Genomic DNA, 13,993 nt, shown 5'->3' on the forward strand with positions numbered 1-13,993 from the left:
TCACTTACCAAGCAAGCAATACAGAATCATTGATTCACATAGCTTATTCGTCACAAAAGTAGAACAATAAAACAGATATGTAAAATATAAAATCGCAAAAGGAGAGAAATACTTCAACAAAATTGCAAAAAAGACTTTTTTCCAAGAAAAAGAAGAAATTATATGACAAAAAAAGGCTATCCATCACGGACAGCCAATCTTCATTGTTAACCTTAAATCTAATACCATGAAAAACACGATGCAAATATAGAGGTTTTATGTTATGTAGCATAATATTTTGTTTGGAAATCTCATTTCTTTAACCACGTTTAACAAATACATGCTATAAAACATACTTTTTAAACCTATTTCATACGCGCATCGGCTCCCCACATCAGTTTCTCACGTAGAGTCTGATAAAAGGTATGATTATAACGCTTGATGACTTTGGTCGTATAATCAGCCTTGCAAATTTTCAGCTCGATACCGGTCGGGAATATTTCAGAGCGTCCGTCAAGGGCTATCAGGAAATATTCATTCCGGCTTTCTACCCCTAAAGTGATTGTATACGAATCCGGAATAATCAAGGGACGTACATTCAAAGAATGCGGAGCAACCGGACTTAAGACAAGATTTTTACTTTGCGGTATGATAATCGGTCCGTTCACACTCATGGAATAAGCGGTCGAACCCGTTGGAGTTGCAATGACCAAACCATCCGCCTGATAAGATGTCAGATATTCATCATTTAAAGAAGTATGGATGGTAATCATAGAAGAGGTATCCCGTTTCAATATCGCAATTTCATTTAAAGCATAATTATATCCGCGAAAAGTACGCTCATCCGTACGAAGCCGCAACAATGTTCGTTCCTCTATCTTATAATAGTTTTTAAAAAGTTCTTCCAAAGTATCTTCTATCTCATTACTCCCGATATCGGCCAGAAACCCCAAACGGCCGGTATTAATTCCCAAAATAGGAATATCCTGCTTGTTTACGCGGGCTGCCGTACGCAAGAAAGTGCCATCCCCTCCTACACTTAAAGCCACATCCAAATCAAACTCGTCGCCAACCAAAATTCCGGCAACCGGAGGTTCGTAGCTCAACGCGTCTGTAAGGAAACAATAAAAACTGCTGTCAATATATATTTCAGCCTCCTGTTCTCGCAGCTTCTCGAATAATCGTTTGATAATACTCTGCTTATCAGCCTGATATTCACTCCCAAACACACCTACTTTCATATTCCCTGCCATTAAATATTCATATAACGTACCAACTCTTCCACCCTCCGTTGCAATAAATCATCCACCATTCCTTTTTTCATAAAATAGTAAAGGACCGTATAGTTGAAACGCTCGAAACTACGGATAACAGGAGAAGCATCTTCCAAATCTATTTTAATAATAAGATGTAACCGCCCGGTATCTTTATCCGTATATGAAAGCAGATTCAGTACATGCGCATTATTTGACTCAATAAGACGGGCAATATCGGTCAATGAATAATCCTGCGGCATCACTTCCAAGACAAACACACTTCCAGCCGTTTCGGAATTACAAAGCTCGGAAAGTATATCAATCAATTGCTCACGGGTAATAGCTCCTTTATACTCCCCTTCGGGGGTGACAACGGGAAGAAGGCTCAACTGATAACGGGAAATCAGGGCTAAAGCTTCATGGATATGTGTATTTTCCAACACACTGGGAGCGAACAATAACGGTTCACCGATAGACAAGGACAAGTCGGGCATCGCTAAAAGATCCTTTTCCGATACCAGACATTTATATATATTATCGCCCAACAACGGCAGATGCCTGAGTTTAAAATCATCCATCAATGCCAATGCATATTCCCCTGTATCAAAACTTTTTAACACCGGAGGTTCTTTCGTTATGAAATCTTTTACCAACATTATTCTGTATATTCCCTAAATACTGCTAAATTTGCCGATACTTTTATGCAAATGTAATGAAAGAAAAAAGATATAACGATATACGATGACAAATTTAAGTGTAAACATTAACAAGGTTGCAACCATTCGTAACGCACGTGGTGGCAATGTTCCCGACATTCTCAAAGTCGCACAAGATTGCGAAACATTCGGTGCACAAGGGATTACCGTTCATCCCAGACCGGACGAACGACATATCCGCTACAGTGACGTATATACATTGAAACCGGAAATTAAAACAGAGTTTAACATAGAAGGTTATCCTTCCGATAAGTTTGTCGATTTGGTATTAAAAATAAAACCGACACAGGTAACATTAGTTCCGGATGCTCCGGATGCCGTTACGTCCAACGCCGGATGGGATGTAAAAGCTAATTTTGAGCTATTGAATGATTTAGTGGATACATTCACTACCCACGGTATCCGGACTTCCCTTTTTGTCGGAACGGATTTAGCAAATATCGAACTGGCGGCAAAAACGGGAACGGACCGTATTGAATTATACACGGAGCCTTATGCCTCGCGGTATCCCGTGAACCGGGATGAAGCGATAGCTCCTTTTATAGCCGCAGCCCAACAAGCTAAGAATTTGGGGTTAGGGGTTAATGCCGGACACGACCTAAGTTTGGAAAATCTGGCCTTCTTCCATCAGCAAATTCCCTGGCTGGATGAAGTTTCCATTGGGCACGCGCTGATTTGTGACGCGCTTTATTACGGATTAAAAGAAACAATCCGGCTGTATAAAGAATGTCTGAAATAAGAATAAACAAATAAAAACAAGGATAAAAGAGAGTTATTATCAACTATTAATTATTCATTAATAAGATTCTAATCATGAGTATTTTACTATCCCTACAAGCTGTAGGGGCACAAGCTGCAGAACAGATGCCGGATTTGACGGCCGTAACGGTCCCCACCGAAGCAAAAATCAATGTGATAGATCTCGCTTTCAAGGGGGGATGGATCATGATTGTGTTATTATTGCTATCTTTGATGGCATGCTATATTTTCATCCAGCGCCTGATGGTCATCCGCCGGGCAGGAAAAGAGGATGAAACATTTATGAATCGTATTAAAGATTACATCCATGAAGGAAAAGTAGATTCGGCCCTGAATTTATGCCGTAGTACCGACACACCTTCTGCCCGTATGATAGAAAAAGGTATTTCCCGTTTAGGACGTCCGATGAATGATGTACTGGTTGCCATCGAAAATGTAGGCAACCTCGAAATTGCCAAATTGGAAAAAGGCTTCCCATTAATCGCGACAACAGCGGCAGGTGCTCCCATGTTAGGGTTCTTAGGTACGGTAACCGGTATGGTTCGCGCCTTTTTCGATATGGCAAATGCCGGAACCAATGTGGATGTAACGCTGCTTTCCGGTGGTATTTATGAAGCACTTGTCACTACCGTCGGTGGTTTGGTAGTAGGTATTATCACCCTGTTTGCCTATAACTATCTGGTTTCGCAGGTGGATAATGTTATAAACAAGATGGAAGCCCGTACCATGGAATTTATGGACTTATTGAACGAACCCGCAAACTGATAAAGCTATGGCTTTAAAACGAAGAACAAAAGTAAATGAAAGCTTCAGCATGGCTTCAATGACAGATGTCATATTCCTACTGTTGATTTTCTTTATGGTTACCTCAACGGTCGTAATTCCGAACGCAATCAAAGTGACTTTGCCCCAAGCACAAAAGCAAACGGCGGCTAAACCGCTTACGCGTGTCACAATCGATGCAAGCCTGAATTACTATGTAGCGTTCGGGAACCAGCGGGAAAAACAGGTTTCTTTCGATGAAATCACCCCATTCCTGCAGGAAAGTTATGCAAAAGAGCCGGAAATGTTCGTAGCACTTTATGCCGACGAATCAGTTCCTTATAAAGAAATCGTACGTATTCTGAATATCGCGAACGAAAATAAATTCAAGATGGTGCTTGCCACCCGTCCACAAAGATAATATGAAGCTGAATAAAGATGACATATATGGTATAACCGGTTCAGTAGCCTTCCACGTCGTTATTTTGCTGATTCTATGGTTTTCCGTACTTTCCACCGTCATACCTGAAGAAGAAGGTGGAGTATTGGTAAACTTCGGCAATATCAATTCGGCAGCAGGGACGTTTGAACCTAAATATACCGGTCAGGAACTTCCCCGGGAAACAACAACTCCCACTCCTCCACCCACACCGGAGCCAAAAGTAGAAACTCCCAAAGAGGAACTGGTGACTCAGGATATGGAAGAAAGCGTTGCTATCGAAGAAGCGAAAAAGAAGAAAGAAGAGCAACGTAAGAAAGACGAAGAAAAGAGAAAGAGAGAGGAACAGGAAAAAGAACGTATCCGGAAAGAAGAAGCCGAAAAGAAACGTCTGGCCGAAGAAAAGCGTTTGGCTGAAGAAAAGCGGAAAAAAGAAGAAGCTATCAGCAACCGGGTAGCCGGAGCTTTCGGTTCAGGAAGTGCCGAAGGAAGCAGTCAAGGCGATGCAGAAACCGGCACCGGTAATCAGGGTAGTCCGTTCGGCAATTCCGACCAGGGAGCCAACGAAGGTGTAGGCGGATATGGTTCGTTCAACCTGAATGGCCGTACCATCGGAGCCGGAGGTCTTCCCCGTCCTGCTTATACAATTCAGGAAGAAGGGAAAATTGTGATAAATATTACGGTAGACCCGAAAGGAAATGTTATATTTGCAGAAATAGGTAAAGGTACTAACATTGACAATGCTTCTATGCGTAAAAGCGCAATTGATGCTGCTAAACGAGCCAAGTTCAACAGTATCAGCGGAGCAAACAACCAAAGCGGTACAATTACTTATGTGTATAAACTGAAATAAAACAAGGTAGTATGAAGAAAGCAATTGTATTCTTGGCCAGCGGCTTCGAAGAAATGGAAGCTCTGGGAACAGTCGACATTCTACGCCGCGGAGGTATCGAAGTGGTTACTGTTTCCATCACTGCAAATCCGATTGTTACAGGAGCGCATAATATTCCGGTAACAGCCGATACGACATTGGAAAAGGTAGTCCTGACAGGTGTTGACGCCCTGATTCTTCCTGGAGGAATGCCGGGAGCTTCTAATCTGAATAGCAGTGAAGCTGTTAAAGAGGCCCTACTTCAACAATATCGGGAAGGCCGCATAGTAGCTGCAATCTGTGCCGCACCGTTGGTCTTAGGCGGGCTTGGCTTATTGAAAGGTCGTAATGCCACTTGTTATCCTGGTTTTGAGCCTCAACTAATCGGTGCTAATACCACCGGTGAAGGAGTAGAAATATCCGACAATATCATTACCGGCAAAGGTCCCGGATTTGTAATGGATTTTGCCTTGACACTTGTCGCTACCATCAAAAGTGATGCTGTAGCGGAAGAGGTGGCAGCCGGATTGCTTTTAAAGTAATAATTATCTTATATAGAGATACCTAAATCATTCGAATGTCTAAATATTTGGCAGTATTGTCCTATATTTAGACATTCTGTTTTTCGTTCACATCATAAAACAATAAGCCGGAATAGAGGCAAGATCTTAACATTTAGAAATACCTATGTTTTGAAAATGAGAGTAGGAACAGACTATTTATAGCAGCTTCCTTTATATGCAAAAAATCCTTTATCAATAAACAACAAAAACGTATTCGACTTATCTTTGTTCCCTGTTTTACGAAAAGAAAAAGATATATGAGCAATGTAAAAGGCTTTGCTTACGGTATAGTAACGTCGGCAACCTTCGGTTTAATTCCCCTATTTACCCTGCCTTTAATGACTAAAGGAATGCAATTCGATTCCATTTTATTCTACCGTTTCCTGTTTGCATCGTTTGCATTGACAGGAATCATGATTGCCAGAAAAGAATCCTTCCGGGTAGAGAAAAAGGATATTCCGGTATTGATACTACTGGGGTTCTTTTATACTGCTTCTGCCATGTTCTTATTTTGGGGATACAACTTTATGTCGGCGGGAATTGCTACGACTTTGCATTTTACCTATCCTATTTTCGTAACACTGATTATGTTGTTGTTTTTCCGTGAAAAAACTTCGTGGGTGACACTCACCGCCATCGGACTTGCGATTTGCGGGGTAGCCCGCTTGTCCATTAACGAAGGAGAAATGAAGTTAAGCACATTGGGCGTTTTTATCGTATTACTTTCAGCCATTGGTTATGCACTTTACATCACGACAGTCAATAAATCAAGAATACAAATGATGTCAGGACGAAAACTCACATTCTTCGTATTCGTAATCAGTACAATACTTTTTGCCGTCAAGGCAAGCACCAACCAAGGTATCCAGGCTATTCCGGATACGATGTCCGCAATCAATCTGATATTGTTGGCCATCGTTCCGACTGTCGTCTCCAATATAACACTGATAATTGCCGTACATAACATCGGAGGTACACTCACCGCCGTACTCGGAGCAATGGAACCAGTAACAGCCGTCTGTATCGGTGTTTTAATATTCGGTGAACCTTTCACCCTCCATCTGGCATTCGGTATTTCATTGATTATTGTTGCCGTCACTATGATAATCCTCTCCAAGTCCATACAAAAAGCTCTGCGGGATATTCGTATGTAAAGAAATAAATCGACAATATACATTTTTTAACCATACCAAAAGTCGAAGGTTTCCAACCGGTTAGATGCAAATATCATTCCAAACATAGAAATCCGCTTGTATTGTAAAAAATAATATCTACTTTTGCACCCGGGTAAGTCCTATACGGCATGCTCCCTCGGAATCCCCCAGGGCTTGACCGCAGCAAGGGTACTTGGTTGTAGCGGCGCGATGTAGTAAGCTTACCCACCTGCCTCTTTAGCTCAGTTGGCCAGAGCACGTGATTTGTAATCTCGGGGTCGTTGGTTCGAATCCGACAAGAGGCTCAAAATAAAGGAAAGAGAGGAAGTCTTATTGGTAAGCTTCCTCTTTTTTTATTAATCACATTTGTATATTCTCACAAAAAGATTAATTTTGCTGATGAGAACATTAAAAACAGCATTATCATGGAAGAGAATAAAGGATTGCTTCTGAAGAGTACAATGTCTTACGGATTGATTATGGGTATATTTTGGGTTATCAAATATCTGTTTTTTATTTTCGGATATTCCACTCCTTCACTCATTTTCATCTATTGGTGCCTATCTTTCGCTGTTCCATTCATCGCCTATTACATGACAAAACGATATAAATATGAAATAGGCGGACATATCAGCTTCTTCCATGCATGGCGTTTCGGGACAATGCTTTATTTCTTTGCTGCGCTCATCGTATCGTTGGAGCAATTTATTTTTCTCCAATTCATCGCTCCTGACGATTTTCTGACAAACATGGCGCATCAAATGATTACGATTTTACAAGACTCACAGGCAAACTCCGAGGTAGTTGATGCCATCAGCCAAATAAATTTCACTCCTATCCACATGGTCATTCAACAGATATTCAACAATATATTTTACGGTATCTTGTTATCCGTTCCGGTAGCAGCTATTGTATGTCGCAAAGATGTCGCCGGAGCTGTCAGTGAGCAAGAATAAGTAGAAAAACAAACAAATAATGGACATATCAGTAGTTATACCACTGTACAACGAAGCCGAATCTCTTCCTGAGCTTTTTGCCTGGATTGAGCGGGTAATGAAAGAACATAATTTCAGTTACGAAGTAATTTTCATTAATGACGGGAGTACGGACAACTCTTGGGAGGTGATTGAAGAATTAAAAAAGAAATCATCATGTGTGAAAGGCGTCAAATTCCGTCGTAACTATGGTAAATCACCCGGTTTAAACTGTGGTTTCCAACGGGCACAAGGAGATGTTGTCATCACAATGGATGCCGATTTGCAAGATAGTCCCGATGAAATACCCGAATTATACCGGATGATTAAGGAAGAAGGATACGATTTGGTATCGGGCTGGAAAAAGAAACGCTATGATCCGTTATCCAAAACCATACCGACCAAGTTGTTTAATGCGACGGCACGTAAATTTTCTGGCATCCGAAATCTACATGACTTCAACTGTGGCTTGAAAGCATACAAAAATATCGTAATTAAAAATATAGAGGTATATAATGACATGCACCGTTATATACCATATTTGGCAAAAATTGCCGGTTTCAGTAAAATCGGAGAAAAGGTTGTAAAACACCAGGCCCGCAAATACGGTACTACGAAATTCGGATTGAATCGTTTTGTAAATGGTTACCTGGATTTGATAACACTTTGGTTCACATCCAAATTCGGGAAAAAGCCTATGCATTTCTTCGGGTTATGGGGAAGCGTCATGTTCTTTATCGGTTTCGTAGCATTAGTGATTGTATTAAGTGCCAAACTTATATCCATCTTTAACGGTGATTTGCGTCCGCTGGTAACAAATTCGCCCTATTTCTATATTTCACTGACAGCTATGATACTGGGAACCCAGATGTTTTTAGCCGGATTTATCGGTGAATTAATTTCCAGAGATTCCCCTAACCGAAACAAATATAAAATAGAAACTGAAATATGAAACTATTAGAGTTGGCCCGTAAACGTTGTTCTATCCGTCAATATTCGTCTACTCCGATTGAAGATGAAAAGTTGACATCTATTCTTGAGACAGCACAAATGGCATCGGTAGTCATATTAACCGTTGGTTATCCGGAAAGTCCGGAATTATTTGAGCAAACTCCCAAGAAGCGTAAAGCAATGAAGGAGATTATAAAAGAAGAAACATTTTAAAAGAGATGTCTTTTATTGATATAATGTTACTGGCGGTGGGATTATCAATGGATAGCCTTGCTGTTTCGGTTACGGGAGGAGCCCTCATACAGAATTGCAAACCCTATCATATTATCAAAATAGGTTCTGTAATGGGGATTTTCCAAGCAGGCATGACACTGGGAGGATATCTGGCAGGTATGAGTTTTAAGAAATACATTACAGCTTTCGACCATTGGATTGCATTCCTGCTATTGCTTTATCTGGGTGGTAAAATGATTTATGAAAGCACAAAAGACAAAGAAGAAGATAATAAAACCAACCCTTTATGCAATAAGACATTATGTGGTCTGGGAATTGCGACCAGCATCGACGCATTAGCCGTAGGCATATCCCTTGCCTGTTTAGAATCGGCTATTGCACTGGAAGCATTGACAATAGGTATTGTAACCTTTATCATATCCGCTTTCGGCGTATATTTCGGTAATCGCTTCGGCCGTAAAATAGATTTGAAACTCGACCTCATAGGAGGGTTGATATTAATAGCCATCGGAACAAAAATCTTAATCGAACATATTTATTTCAATGGGTGATTGGACTTGGCAAATGAAAAAATTAGCCTATTCCGTTTAACGTTCAAATAAAATTTCCAAAAACCAATAAATTCTCAAAATATCTTCCATCCTATTGATATAGACATTATGGCAGACGCGAATAAATTTTATATCTTTGTGGCCTAAAGGACAAAAAAGATGTATAAAGCGATATGTTTACTTACAGGATTGTGGATTGTGCTATTTGCTTCCTGCTCAAAAAAAAAGGAATATTACGAAGAAAGCGGTACAGTCTTCCATACGATTTATCGCATTAAATACGAAGCGCCTCAAATACTGACGGAAAAGATTGATGCGGAATTGCAAAAATTCAATTTGTCATTGAATCCATTCAACCCAAACTCCATTATTGCCAAAGTCAACAATAATGAACCTGTTGAAGTAGACGAATGGTTCAAGGAAGTGTTCAATAAGTCAATGGAAGTATCCCGAAACTCGGAAGGTGTTTTTGATATTACTTGCGCACCATTGATTAATCTTTGGGGATTCGGTTTCAGCAAACGAGACAGCGTAACTCCCACCATGATAGACAGCCTGAAAACGTTTGTCGGTTATAAGAAAGTACATTTGGATGGTAACAACGTGATAAAAGACGACCCTCGTTTATTGCTAAACTGTTCGGCGATTGCCAAAGGTTATTCCTGCGATATCATAGCCCGGGTATTAGAACGGGAAGGGGTAGAAAATTACATGATTGATATCGGAGGTGAAGTAGTCATGAAAGGAGTCAATCAAAACGGAGTCTGCTGGCGTATCGGGATTAATCTTCCGGAAGACGATACGACCGGTATAAAAAATGATTATGAAGAAATCGTGCAATTATGTAAAAAAGGAGGAATTGCCACATCCGGCAATTATCGGAACTTTTATATAAAAGACGGTAAAAAATATGCACATACAATTGATCCGCGTACCGGTTATCCGGCAGAACAAAGCATATTAAGCGCAACAATTGTAGCCAATGATTGTATGACCGCCGATGCGTATGCCACTGCTTTTATGGCAATGGGGCTTGAAAAAGCGCGGCAAATGGCGGCTTCACTTCCCGAAATTGAATATTACATTATCTATGCTGATGAAAACGGGCAACATCAGATAGAATATTCCAACGGTATGCTTCAATATCTGCCTAAACGACAACTCGGAGCTACCCCGAATAACTCTTAAGTTCTTATGATTAAAAACGTCCTAAATCAATTTGAATGTAAAAATGCAAATGCCGGGGACATTTTATACAACACAGATAATCTTGGAAATGTCCTGTTGTTTGTTTCGGCCGGTAAACTTATGATTTGTAATAAAGCATCTACCCCTCTCACAGAAGTAGAAGAAGGCTATTTTGTTTTACTTCCTGAAGGAGAATGCCATATAGCTAAAGCTGTTACTACAGTGCGGACAATCCTTATGCACGCCGGTCCTCTATCGGATTTCATAACAGAGGACCCGGAATGGCATCCGGAAAATCCAGTCGTGCTCCCTATATTCCCTTCTCTGGCCCACACGCTGAATCTGATTGAATTTTACGAACAGGAGAAACGGCGCAGCCTGAATTAGAAACTCTCCAGTTCTTTATAAAGACGTTGTACCGGAAGCCCCATTACGTTATAATGGAACCATATAAAAACAACAATCTGTAAATCAATATTTTAACACTAAAATCTCATACTATATAAATCAATAATAAAACATTTCTCCTAATAGCCAACCATACCCATCAAGTACCCTTTAATTATAAGCATGCTATAAAACATAAAATCTTTCACTAAGACAAATAAAGGTTATTCATATTTCTATAAAAGCAAATGTCCAGAATATCACTACCCCAGACATTTTAACCTTAACTATGGCTGTCATACCAATGACAGCCTGACAAAGGTAGATATTATAATGTGCTAACCTATTTATTTGATATGTTATATGACATAAAAAAAACAAAGCCGCCCCACCTTCACAGGCAAAGCGGCCTACTAACCTTAATACTAATACTATAAAAACAAAAAGAAATCTACCAAATTCTATAATAAGCCCCAACCCCTAAGTAGGGAGATAAACCATTTCTACCTATCCCGTAGCCGACTGTTATACCAAGTCCCCAACGCCTATTTTTTTGATAAATAATTTCTTTTTTTTGATAGATAGCCATTGTATCGAGGTTAGGCATGAAACCACTTATAACAGCTCTATAATCTCCTGTTTCATAAACTTTCCGCGTAATAGGAATAGGTATGTATATCGTATCATGTTCCCTGACTGTATCCCCATTCCTATAGATAACAACCGGATAAGGTATTTCCACCTCTCCGATATCAACAATATAAGAAGGTTCTGGAATAGGCTTTATCAATGTATCTGTTGTTTCTACAAGTTTAATATCCGTACTCTTAGAGTACCTACCTGCAAAAAAACAGGAGGCACAGAGTATAAGAACTAAAAGAACGTGCCAAGCTTTCATTTCCTTATCTCCTTTTCTACCATTCGGAATAATTTTTTCATAGTGCTTACGTAGTCCGGAGATGTAGCGTATTTATTTCCGACACAGTCTTGTATCTTTTCAACGAACTTGTCAGGGTCGTAACGAAATGGCCATGCGTCTGCATATCCCGGCTTTTTCAGAATAGCCATGTGGTCAGACAGGCATTCTGCAAGATTATTGTACTTCCGAAACAAACGCTTTACACTGTACTTGTATCGGCCATTTCCTGCAGGTGTTACAGACAACACACATTCCGGAGCCTTAAACATCACGTCCGGTCGATTAAAATACTCCGTTGTGGTTACAAGCTCTGTCGGCCCCGTCCAACTACCTTTTGTGATACCAAACAAGTTATACTGCCCGATGGCCGACTTTCCCCAACCAGTTTCCAAAGCCGCCTGTGCTGTGACAAATACCGGAGAGATATCTCCTTTGCACGCCTCCGGATAAATCCATGCAACAAAATCTTTTACTGTCATTATTCTTTCTCCTTAAATTCCTTTAAATAGTTAATTTTATCTATAAATTTTACCGTTAACACCCAGTACAGAAATAATATAACCTTGTTGTCTGGTTGTACTGATTTCCAATTCTTTAAAATATTAGTAGAATAAAACCATATCATTACCCAAGTTATCCAACTTATAATATTAGTTACATCTGATTCCTCAATACACATTAATAGGCCAACAATGGATACAGATATCAGTAAAACAATATATCCTCCGAAATAAACACCAGCTTTTACCGCTTTCTTAAATTGCCAATCCCAGTTATCGGCTATCCAACCTACTATTATGTTAAAAGTAGCAAGGAACGCGATAACATACAGATAATTACGTATAGGCATTGTGGCATTAAGAACACATGTTATAATTGTTGCTAATAATGCTTTCGACATTAAATAAAGTGTATCTAACCAATTCATAACTATTGTTTTATATATCTATACTAAGTGCTCAGATATTTCGGGGAAGTGAACTTTTAATAATACTTTAGGAAACTGAAGCTACTCGCATATCGGCGTTCCTGACATGGTTTCCGGTATTCATTTTCTAAGTCGTAAGCCTCTCTTTCGAAAACTATCGCATGATACGCCTTGTCGTGGGCTTCTTTCCAACCTTTCTGCTTGGCCAAGGTTATAATGAAACGGACTACAAACTCTATCAAGTACCATGCATAGTATAGAAGAAGCGGAATAAAGATAAGCGCCAGCATCCACCAGCCGTAACAGTCGAAGGCGAAGCAAGTAAACATTATCCCAACCGCAAGAGCCAGGCCACTGCCAAATAATGTTTCATACTGCTCCACATGACTTGCTTCGTGAAACTTGTCTCGTTCGGATAATTTTTTTTCTTCGGTAAATACTGCCCCAAAGAGCATAACCGTTGCGAAGTCGGCCAGAAAGGTTACGACTTTCGCTATTTTGCTATTATAATATACTTTCATGTTGTTATTTATTTTTAAATTTTAAAGCTCTTCATTCCATAGCTCAACATCAAATTTAAGATTCCGGGTACTGGCGTAATGCAGTACCCAGAAAACAGCTTCTATAAGGATTATCCAAATCATTCTTTTACAAGGTATTCGCGCAAATACATAAAGTTACCCGCAGTTAACTCCCTTGCCCCTTTAGAAGTAGCATCTACCAATTCATCAAAATCAGCATCAGAGATATAATCTATTTTAATTTCTACATCTTCGTTTAACAGCTCGGACGAATAATCTTTTATGTCATCATCGAACTTTTTCGTCAGCTCGTTTAACTCTTTCTGCTCAGCTGACGAGCGTTCTTTGTTTTTAATAAGGTCATCTAATCCTGTTGGTTTGAACTTATCGAAAGCGATCTTTAACGCATCCTCTATCTCTTTCGAATGTTTACCTAACCGAACCAAGTTACGCATCATGGCGCTTTTACCCGGTTTGCTCATGTTCCCAAAAGACACATACAACAGTGTCCGATTCAAATTAATAATTTCTTCTTTTTTCATTATGCTGATAATTTTTGTTCTAAATTTTCTATCCTTTCCAATAATTCTTGTATGCCTTTTATGGCTAGGCATGTGGCCAAACCTGAATAATCAACTCCATATTCTCCTGCGTCATTTTTGGTAACAAATACAGGATAATAATCTAATATGTTCTGGGCTGATACACCACCGTAGACCTTTTCATTTTCCATATCCTTTCGGCTGTAGTAGAACACATCTATATTTTTTATCTTATCCAGAACGGAGTCAAATTCACTGGTCTTGTTTTTCAGGCGCATATCGGAAGAGACTGTCCAACC

Annotated in this window: 20 protein-coding genes and 1 tRNA gene; 13 read left to right on the plus strand and 8 right to left on the minus strand. The window is 39.8% G+C overall.

All coding sequences use genetic code 11. The annotated features are described in order from the left end of the window. Positions 1 to 344: 344 nt before the first annotated feature. Both DW103_RS08650 and DW103_RS08655 read right to left on the minus strand, forming a co-directional pair. A complete protein-coding gene (locus tag DW103_RS08650) occupies positions 345 to 1,220 on the minus strand; it encodes an NAD kinase (protein WP_122275216.1) in 876 nt (291 codons plus the stop codon). A gap of 11 nt (positions 1,221 to 1,231) precedes the next feature. Then, on the minus strand, positions 1,232 to 1,891 hold the full coding sequence (locus DW103_RS08655; protein ID WP_122275194.1) for a CBS domain-containing protein: 660 nt from the start codon (positions 1,889 to 1,891) through the stop codon (positions 1,232 to 1,234). An 85-nt stretch (positions 1,892 to 1,976) separates the two neighbouring features. On the opposite strand from DW103_RS08655, the gene DW103_RS08660 reads away from it, so the two are divergent. From DW103_RS08660 to DW103_RS08725, 13 genes are all read left to right on the plus strand, one after another. Continuing rightward, positions 1,977 to 2,690 carry a pyridoxine 5'-phosphate synthase gene (locus tag DW103_RS08660; protein WP_122275195.1) on the plus strand — a complete coding sequence of 238 codons (714 nt, stop codon included), beginning with the start codon at positions 1,977 to 1,979 and terminating at the stop codon, positions 2,688 to 2,690. A 74-nt stretch (positions 2,691 to 2,764) separates the two neighbouring features. After that, complete coding sequence (locus DW103_RS08665) at positions 2,765 to 3,475, plus strand: MotA/TolQ/ExbB proton channel family protein (RefSeq protein ID WP_122275196.1); 711 nt, start codon at positions 2,765 to 2,767, stop codon at positions 3,473 to 3,475. Positions 3,476 to 3,482: 7 nt separating this feature from the next. Further along, entirely contained in the window at positions 3,483 to 3,893 is a 411-nt protein-coding gene (locus tag DW103_RS08670) for a biopolymer transporter ExbD (protein WP_122275197.1), read from the plus strand. A gap of 1 nt (position 3,894) precedes the next feature. Further along, on the plus strand, positions 3,895 to 4,764 hold the full coding sequence (locus DW103_RS08675; RefSeq protein ID WP_122275198.1) for an energy transducer TonB: 870 nt from the start codon (positions 3,895 to 3,897) through the stop codon (positions 4,762 to 4,764). 11 nt (positions 4,765 to 4,775) lie between these two features. Beyond that, complete coding sequence (locus DW103_RS08680; RefSeq protein WP_122275199.1) at positions 4,776 to 5,324, plus strand: DJ-1 family glyoxalase III; 549 nt, start codon at positions 4,776 to 4,778, stop codon at positions 5,322 to 5,324. A 278-nt stretch (positions 5,325 to 5,602) separates the two neighbouring features. Beyond that, complete coding sequence (locus DW103_RS08685; protein ID WP_122275200.1) at positions 5,603 to 6,499, plus strand: DMT family transporter; 897 nt, start codon at positions 5,603 to 5,605, stop codon at positions 6,497 to 6,499. A gap of 231 nt (positions 6,500 to 6,730) precedes the next feature. Beyond that, positions 6,731 to 6,804 (plus strand) — tRNA-Thr (locus DW103_RS08695). A 120-nt stretch (positions 6,805 to 6,924) separates the two neighbouring features. Next, a complete protein-coding gene (locus DW103_RS08700; protein WP_122275217.1) occupies positions 6,925 to 7,455 on the plus strand; it encodes a DUF4199 domain-containing protein in 531 nt (176 codons plus the stop codon). Between the two features lie 19 nt (positions 7,456 to 7,474). Next, positions 7,475 to 8,425 (plus strand): glycosyltransferase family 2 protein, encoded by a 951-nt coding sequence (locus tag DW103_RS08705; RefSeq protein ID WP_122275202.1) that lies wholly within the window; start codon positions 7,475 to 7,477, stop codon positions 8,423 to 8,425. Further along, the gene (locus tag DW103_RS08710; RefSeq protein WP_122275203.1) at positions 8,422 to 8,637 is read left to right on the plus strand and encodes a nitroreductase family protein; all 216 of its coding nucleotides are present in this window, start codon (positions 8,422 to 8,424) and stop codon (positions 8,635 to 8,637) included. Before DW103_RS08705 ends, DW103_RS08710 begins: the two co-directional genes overlap by 4 nt. Positions 8,638 to 8,642: 5 nt before the next feature. After that, positions 8,643 to 9,209 carry a manganese efflux pump MntP family protein gene (locus DW103_RS08715; RefSeq protein WP_122275204.1) on the plus strand — a complete coding sequence of 189 codons (567 nt, stop codon included), beginning with the start codon at positions 8,643 to 8,645 and terminating at the stop codon, positions 9,207 to 9,209. 159 nt (positions 9,210 to 9,368) lie between these two features. Next, positions 9,369 to 10,397, plus strand: coding sequence for an FAD:protein FMN transferase (locus DW103_RS08720; protein ID WP_122275205.1), 1,029 nt, complete (start codon positions 9,369 to 9,371; stop codon positions 10,395 to 10,397). A gap of 6 nt (positions 10,398 to 10,403) precedes the next feature. Next, positions 10,404 to 10,784: a hypothetical protein gene (locus DW103_RS08725; protein WP_122275206.1), complete on the plus strand. Its 381-nt coding sequence runs from the start codon at positions 10,404 to 10,406 to the stop codon at positions 10,782 to 10,784. Between the two features lie 451 nt (positions 10,785 to 11,235). On the opposite strand, the gene DW103_RS08730 is transcribed toward DW103_RS08725, so the two are convergent. From DW103_RS08730 to DW103_RS08755, 6 genes are all read right to left on the minus strand, one after another. Continuing rightward, positions 11,236 to 11,682, minus strand: a complete 447-nt coding sequence (locus DW103_RS08730; protein WP_122275207.1) for a DUF6808 domain-containing protein — start codon at positions 11,680 to 11,682, stop codon at positions 11,236 to 11,238. Then, the gene (locus DW103_RS08735) at positions 11,679 to 12,182 is read right to left on the minus strand and encodes a glycoside hydrolase family 73 protein (protein WP_122275208.1); all 504 of its coding nucleotides are present in this window, start codon (positions 12,180 to 12,182) and stop codon (positions 11,679 to 11,681) included. Before DW103_RS08735 ends, DW103_RS08730 begins: the two co-directional genes overlap by 4 nt. Beyond that, positions 12,182 to 12,631: a hypothetical protein gene (locus tag DW103_RS08740; RefSeq protein WP_147381196.1), complete on the minus strand. Its 450-nt coding sequence runs from the start codon at positions 12,629 to 12,631 to the stop codon at positions 12,182 to 12,184. Before DW103_RS08740 ends, DW103_RS08735 begins: the two co-directional genes overlap by 1 nt. 56 nt (positions 12,632 to 12,687) lie before the next feature. After that, positions 12,688 to 13,152, minus strand: coding sequence for a hypothetical protein (locus DW103_RS08745; protein WP_122275210.1), 465 nt, complete (start codon positions 13,150 to 13,152; stop codon positions 12,688 to 12,690). A gap of 119 nt (positions 13,153 to 13,271) precedes the next feature. Continuing rightward, the gene (locus DW103_RS08750; RefSeq protein ID WP_122275211.1) at positions 13,272 to 13,694 is read right to left on the minus strand and encodes a hypothetical protein; all 423 of its coding nucleotides are present in this window, start codon (positions 13,692 to 13,694) and stop codon (positions 13,272 to 13,274) included. Beyond that, a partial coding sequence (locus DW103_RS08755; RefSeq protein WP_233545644.1) for a tail fiber domain-containing protein occupies positions 13,694 to 13,993 on the minus strand: 300 nt, incomplete at its 5' end. The genes DW103_RS08755 and DW103_RS08750, both read right to left, overlap by 1 nt.

It is taken from the genome of Parabacteroides sp. AM08-6, assembly GCF_003473295.1.
Taxonomy (GTDB): domain Bacteria; phylum Bacteroidota; class Bacteroidia; order Bacteroidales; family Tannerellaceae; genus Parabacteroides.

Excerpts from the sequence above, each read along its gene's own strand:
- DW103_RS08650 (WP_122275216.1), bottom strand. The coding sequence starts at position 1,220 with ATGAAAGTAGGTGTGTTTGGGAGTGAATATCAGGCTGATAAGCAGAGT.
- DW103_RS08655 (WP_122275194.1), bottom strand. The coding sequence starts at position 1,891 with ATGTTGGTAAAAGATTTCATAACGAAAGAACCTCCGGTGTTAAAAAGT.
- DW103_RS08660 (WP_122275195.1), top strand. The coding sequence starts at position 1,977 with ATGACAAATTTAAGTGTAAACATTAACAAGGTTGCAACCATTCGTAAC.
- DW103_RS08665 (WP_122275196.1), top strand. The coding sequence starts at position 2,765 with ATGAGTATTTTACTATCCCTACAAGCTGTAGGGGCACAAGCTGCAGAA.
- DW103_RS08670 (WP_122275197.1), top strand. The coding sequence starts at position 3,483 with ATGGCTTTAAAACGAAGAACAAAAGTAAATGAAAGCTTCAGCATGGCT.
- DW103_RS08675 (WP_122275198.1), top strand. The coding sequence starts at position 3,895 with ATGAAGCTGAATAAAGATGACATATATGGTATAACCGGTTCAGTAGCC.
- DW103_RS08680 (WP_122275199.1), top strand. The coding sequence starts at position 4,776 with ATGAAGAAAGCAATTGTATTCTTGGCCAGCGGCTTCGAAGAAATGGAA.
- DW103_RS08685 (WP_122275200.1), top strand. The coding sequence starts at position 5,603 with ATGAGCAATGTAAAAGGCTTTGCTTACGGTATAGTAACGTCGGCAACC.
- DW103_RS08700 (WP_122275217.1), top strand. The coding sequence starts at position 6,925 with ATGGAAGAGAATAAAGGATTGCTTCTGAAGAGTACAATGTCTTACGGA.
- DW103_RS08705 (WP_122275202.1), top strand. The coding sequence starts at position 7,475 with ATGGACATATCAGTAGTTATACCACTGTACAACGAAGCCGAATCTCTT.
- DW103_RS08710 (WP_122275203.1), top strand. The coding sequence starts at position 8,422 with ATGAAACTATTAGAGTTGGCCCGTAAACGTTGTTCTATCCGTCAATAT.
- DW103_RS08715 (WP_122275204.1), top strand. The coding sequence starts at position 8,643 with ATGTCTTTTATTGATATAATGTTACTGGCGGTGGGATTATCAATGGAT.
- DW103_RS08720 (WP_122275205.1), top strand. The coding sequence starts at position 9,369 with ATGTATAAAGCGATATGTTTACTTACAGGATTGTGGATTGTGCTATTT.
- DW103_RS08725 (WP_122275206.1), top strand. The coding sequence starts at position 10,404 with ATGATTAAAAACGTCCTAAATCAATTTGAATGTAAAAATGCAAATGCC.
- DW103_RS08730 (WP_122275207.1), bottom strand. The coding sequence starts at position 11,682 with ATGAAAGCTTGGCACGTTCTTTTAGTTCTTATACTCTGTGCCTCCTGT.
- DW103_RS08735 (WP_122275208.1), bottom strand. The coding sequence starts at position 12,182 with ATGACAGTAAAAGATTTTGTTGCATGGATTTATCCGGAGGCGTGCAAA.
- DW103_RS08740 (WP_147381196.1), bottom strand. The coding sequence starts at position 12,631 with ATGAATTGGTTAGATACACTTTATTTAATGTCGAAAGCATTATTAGCA.
- DW103_RS08745 (WP_122275210.1), bottom strand. The coding sequence starts at position 13,152 with ATGAAAGTATATTATAATAGCAAAATAGCGAAAGTCGTAACCTTTCTG.
- DW103_RS08750 (WP_122275211.1), bottom strand. The coding sequence starts at position 13,694 with ATGAAAAAAGAAGAAATTATTAATTTGAATCGGACACTGTTGTATGTG.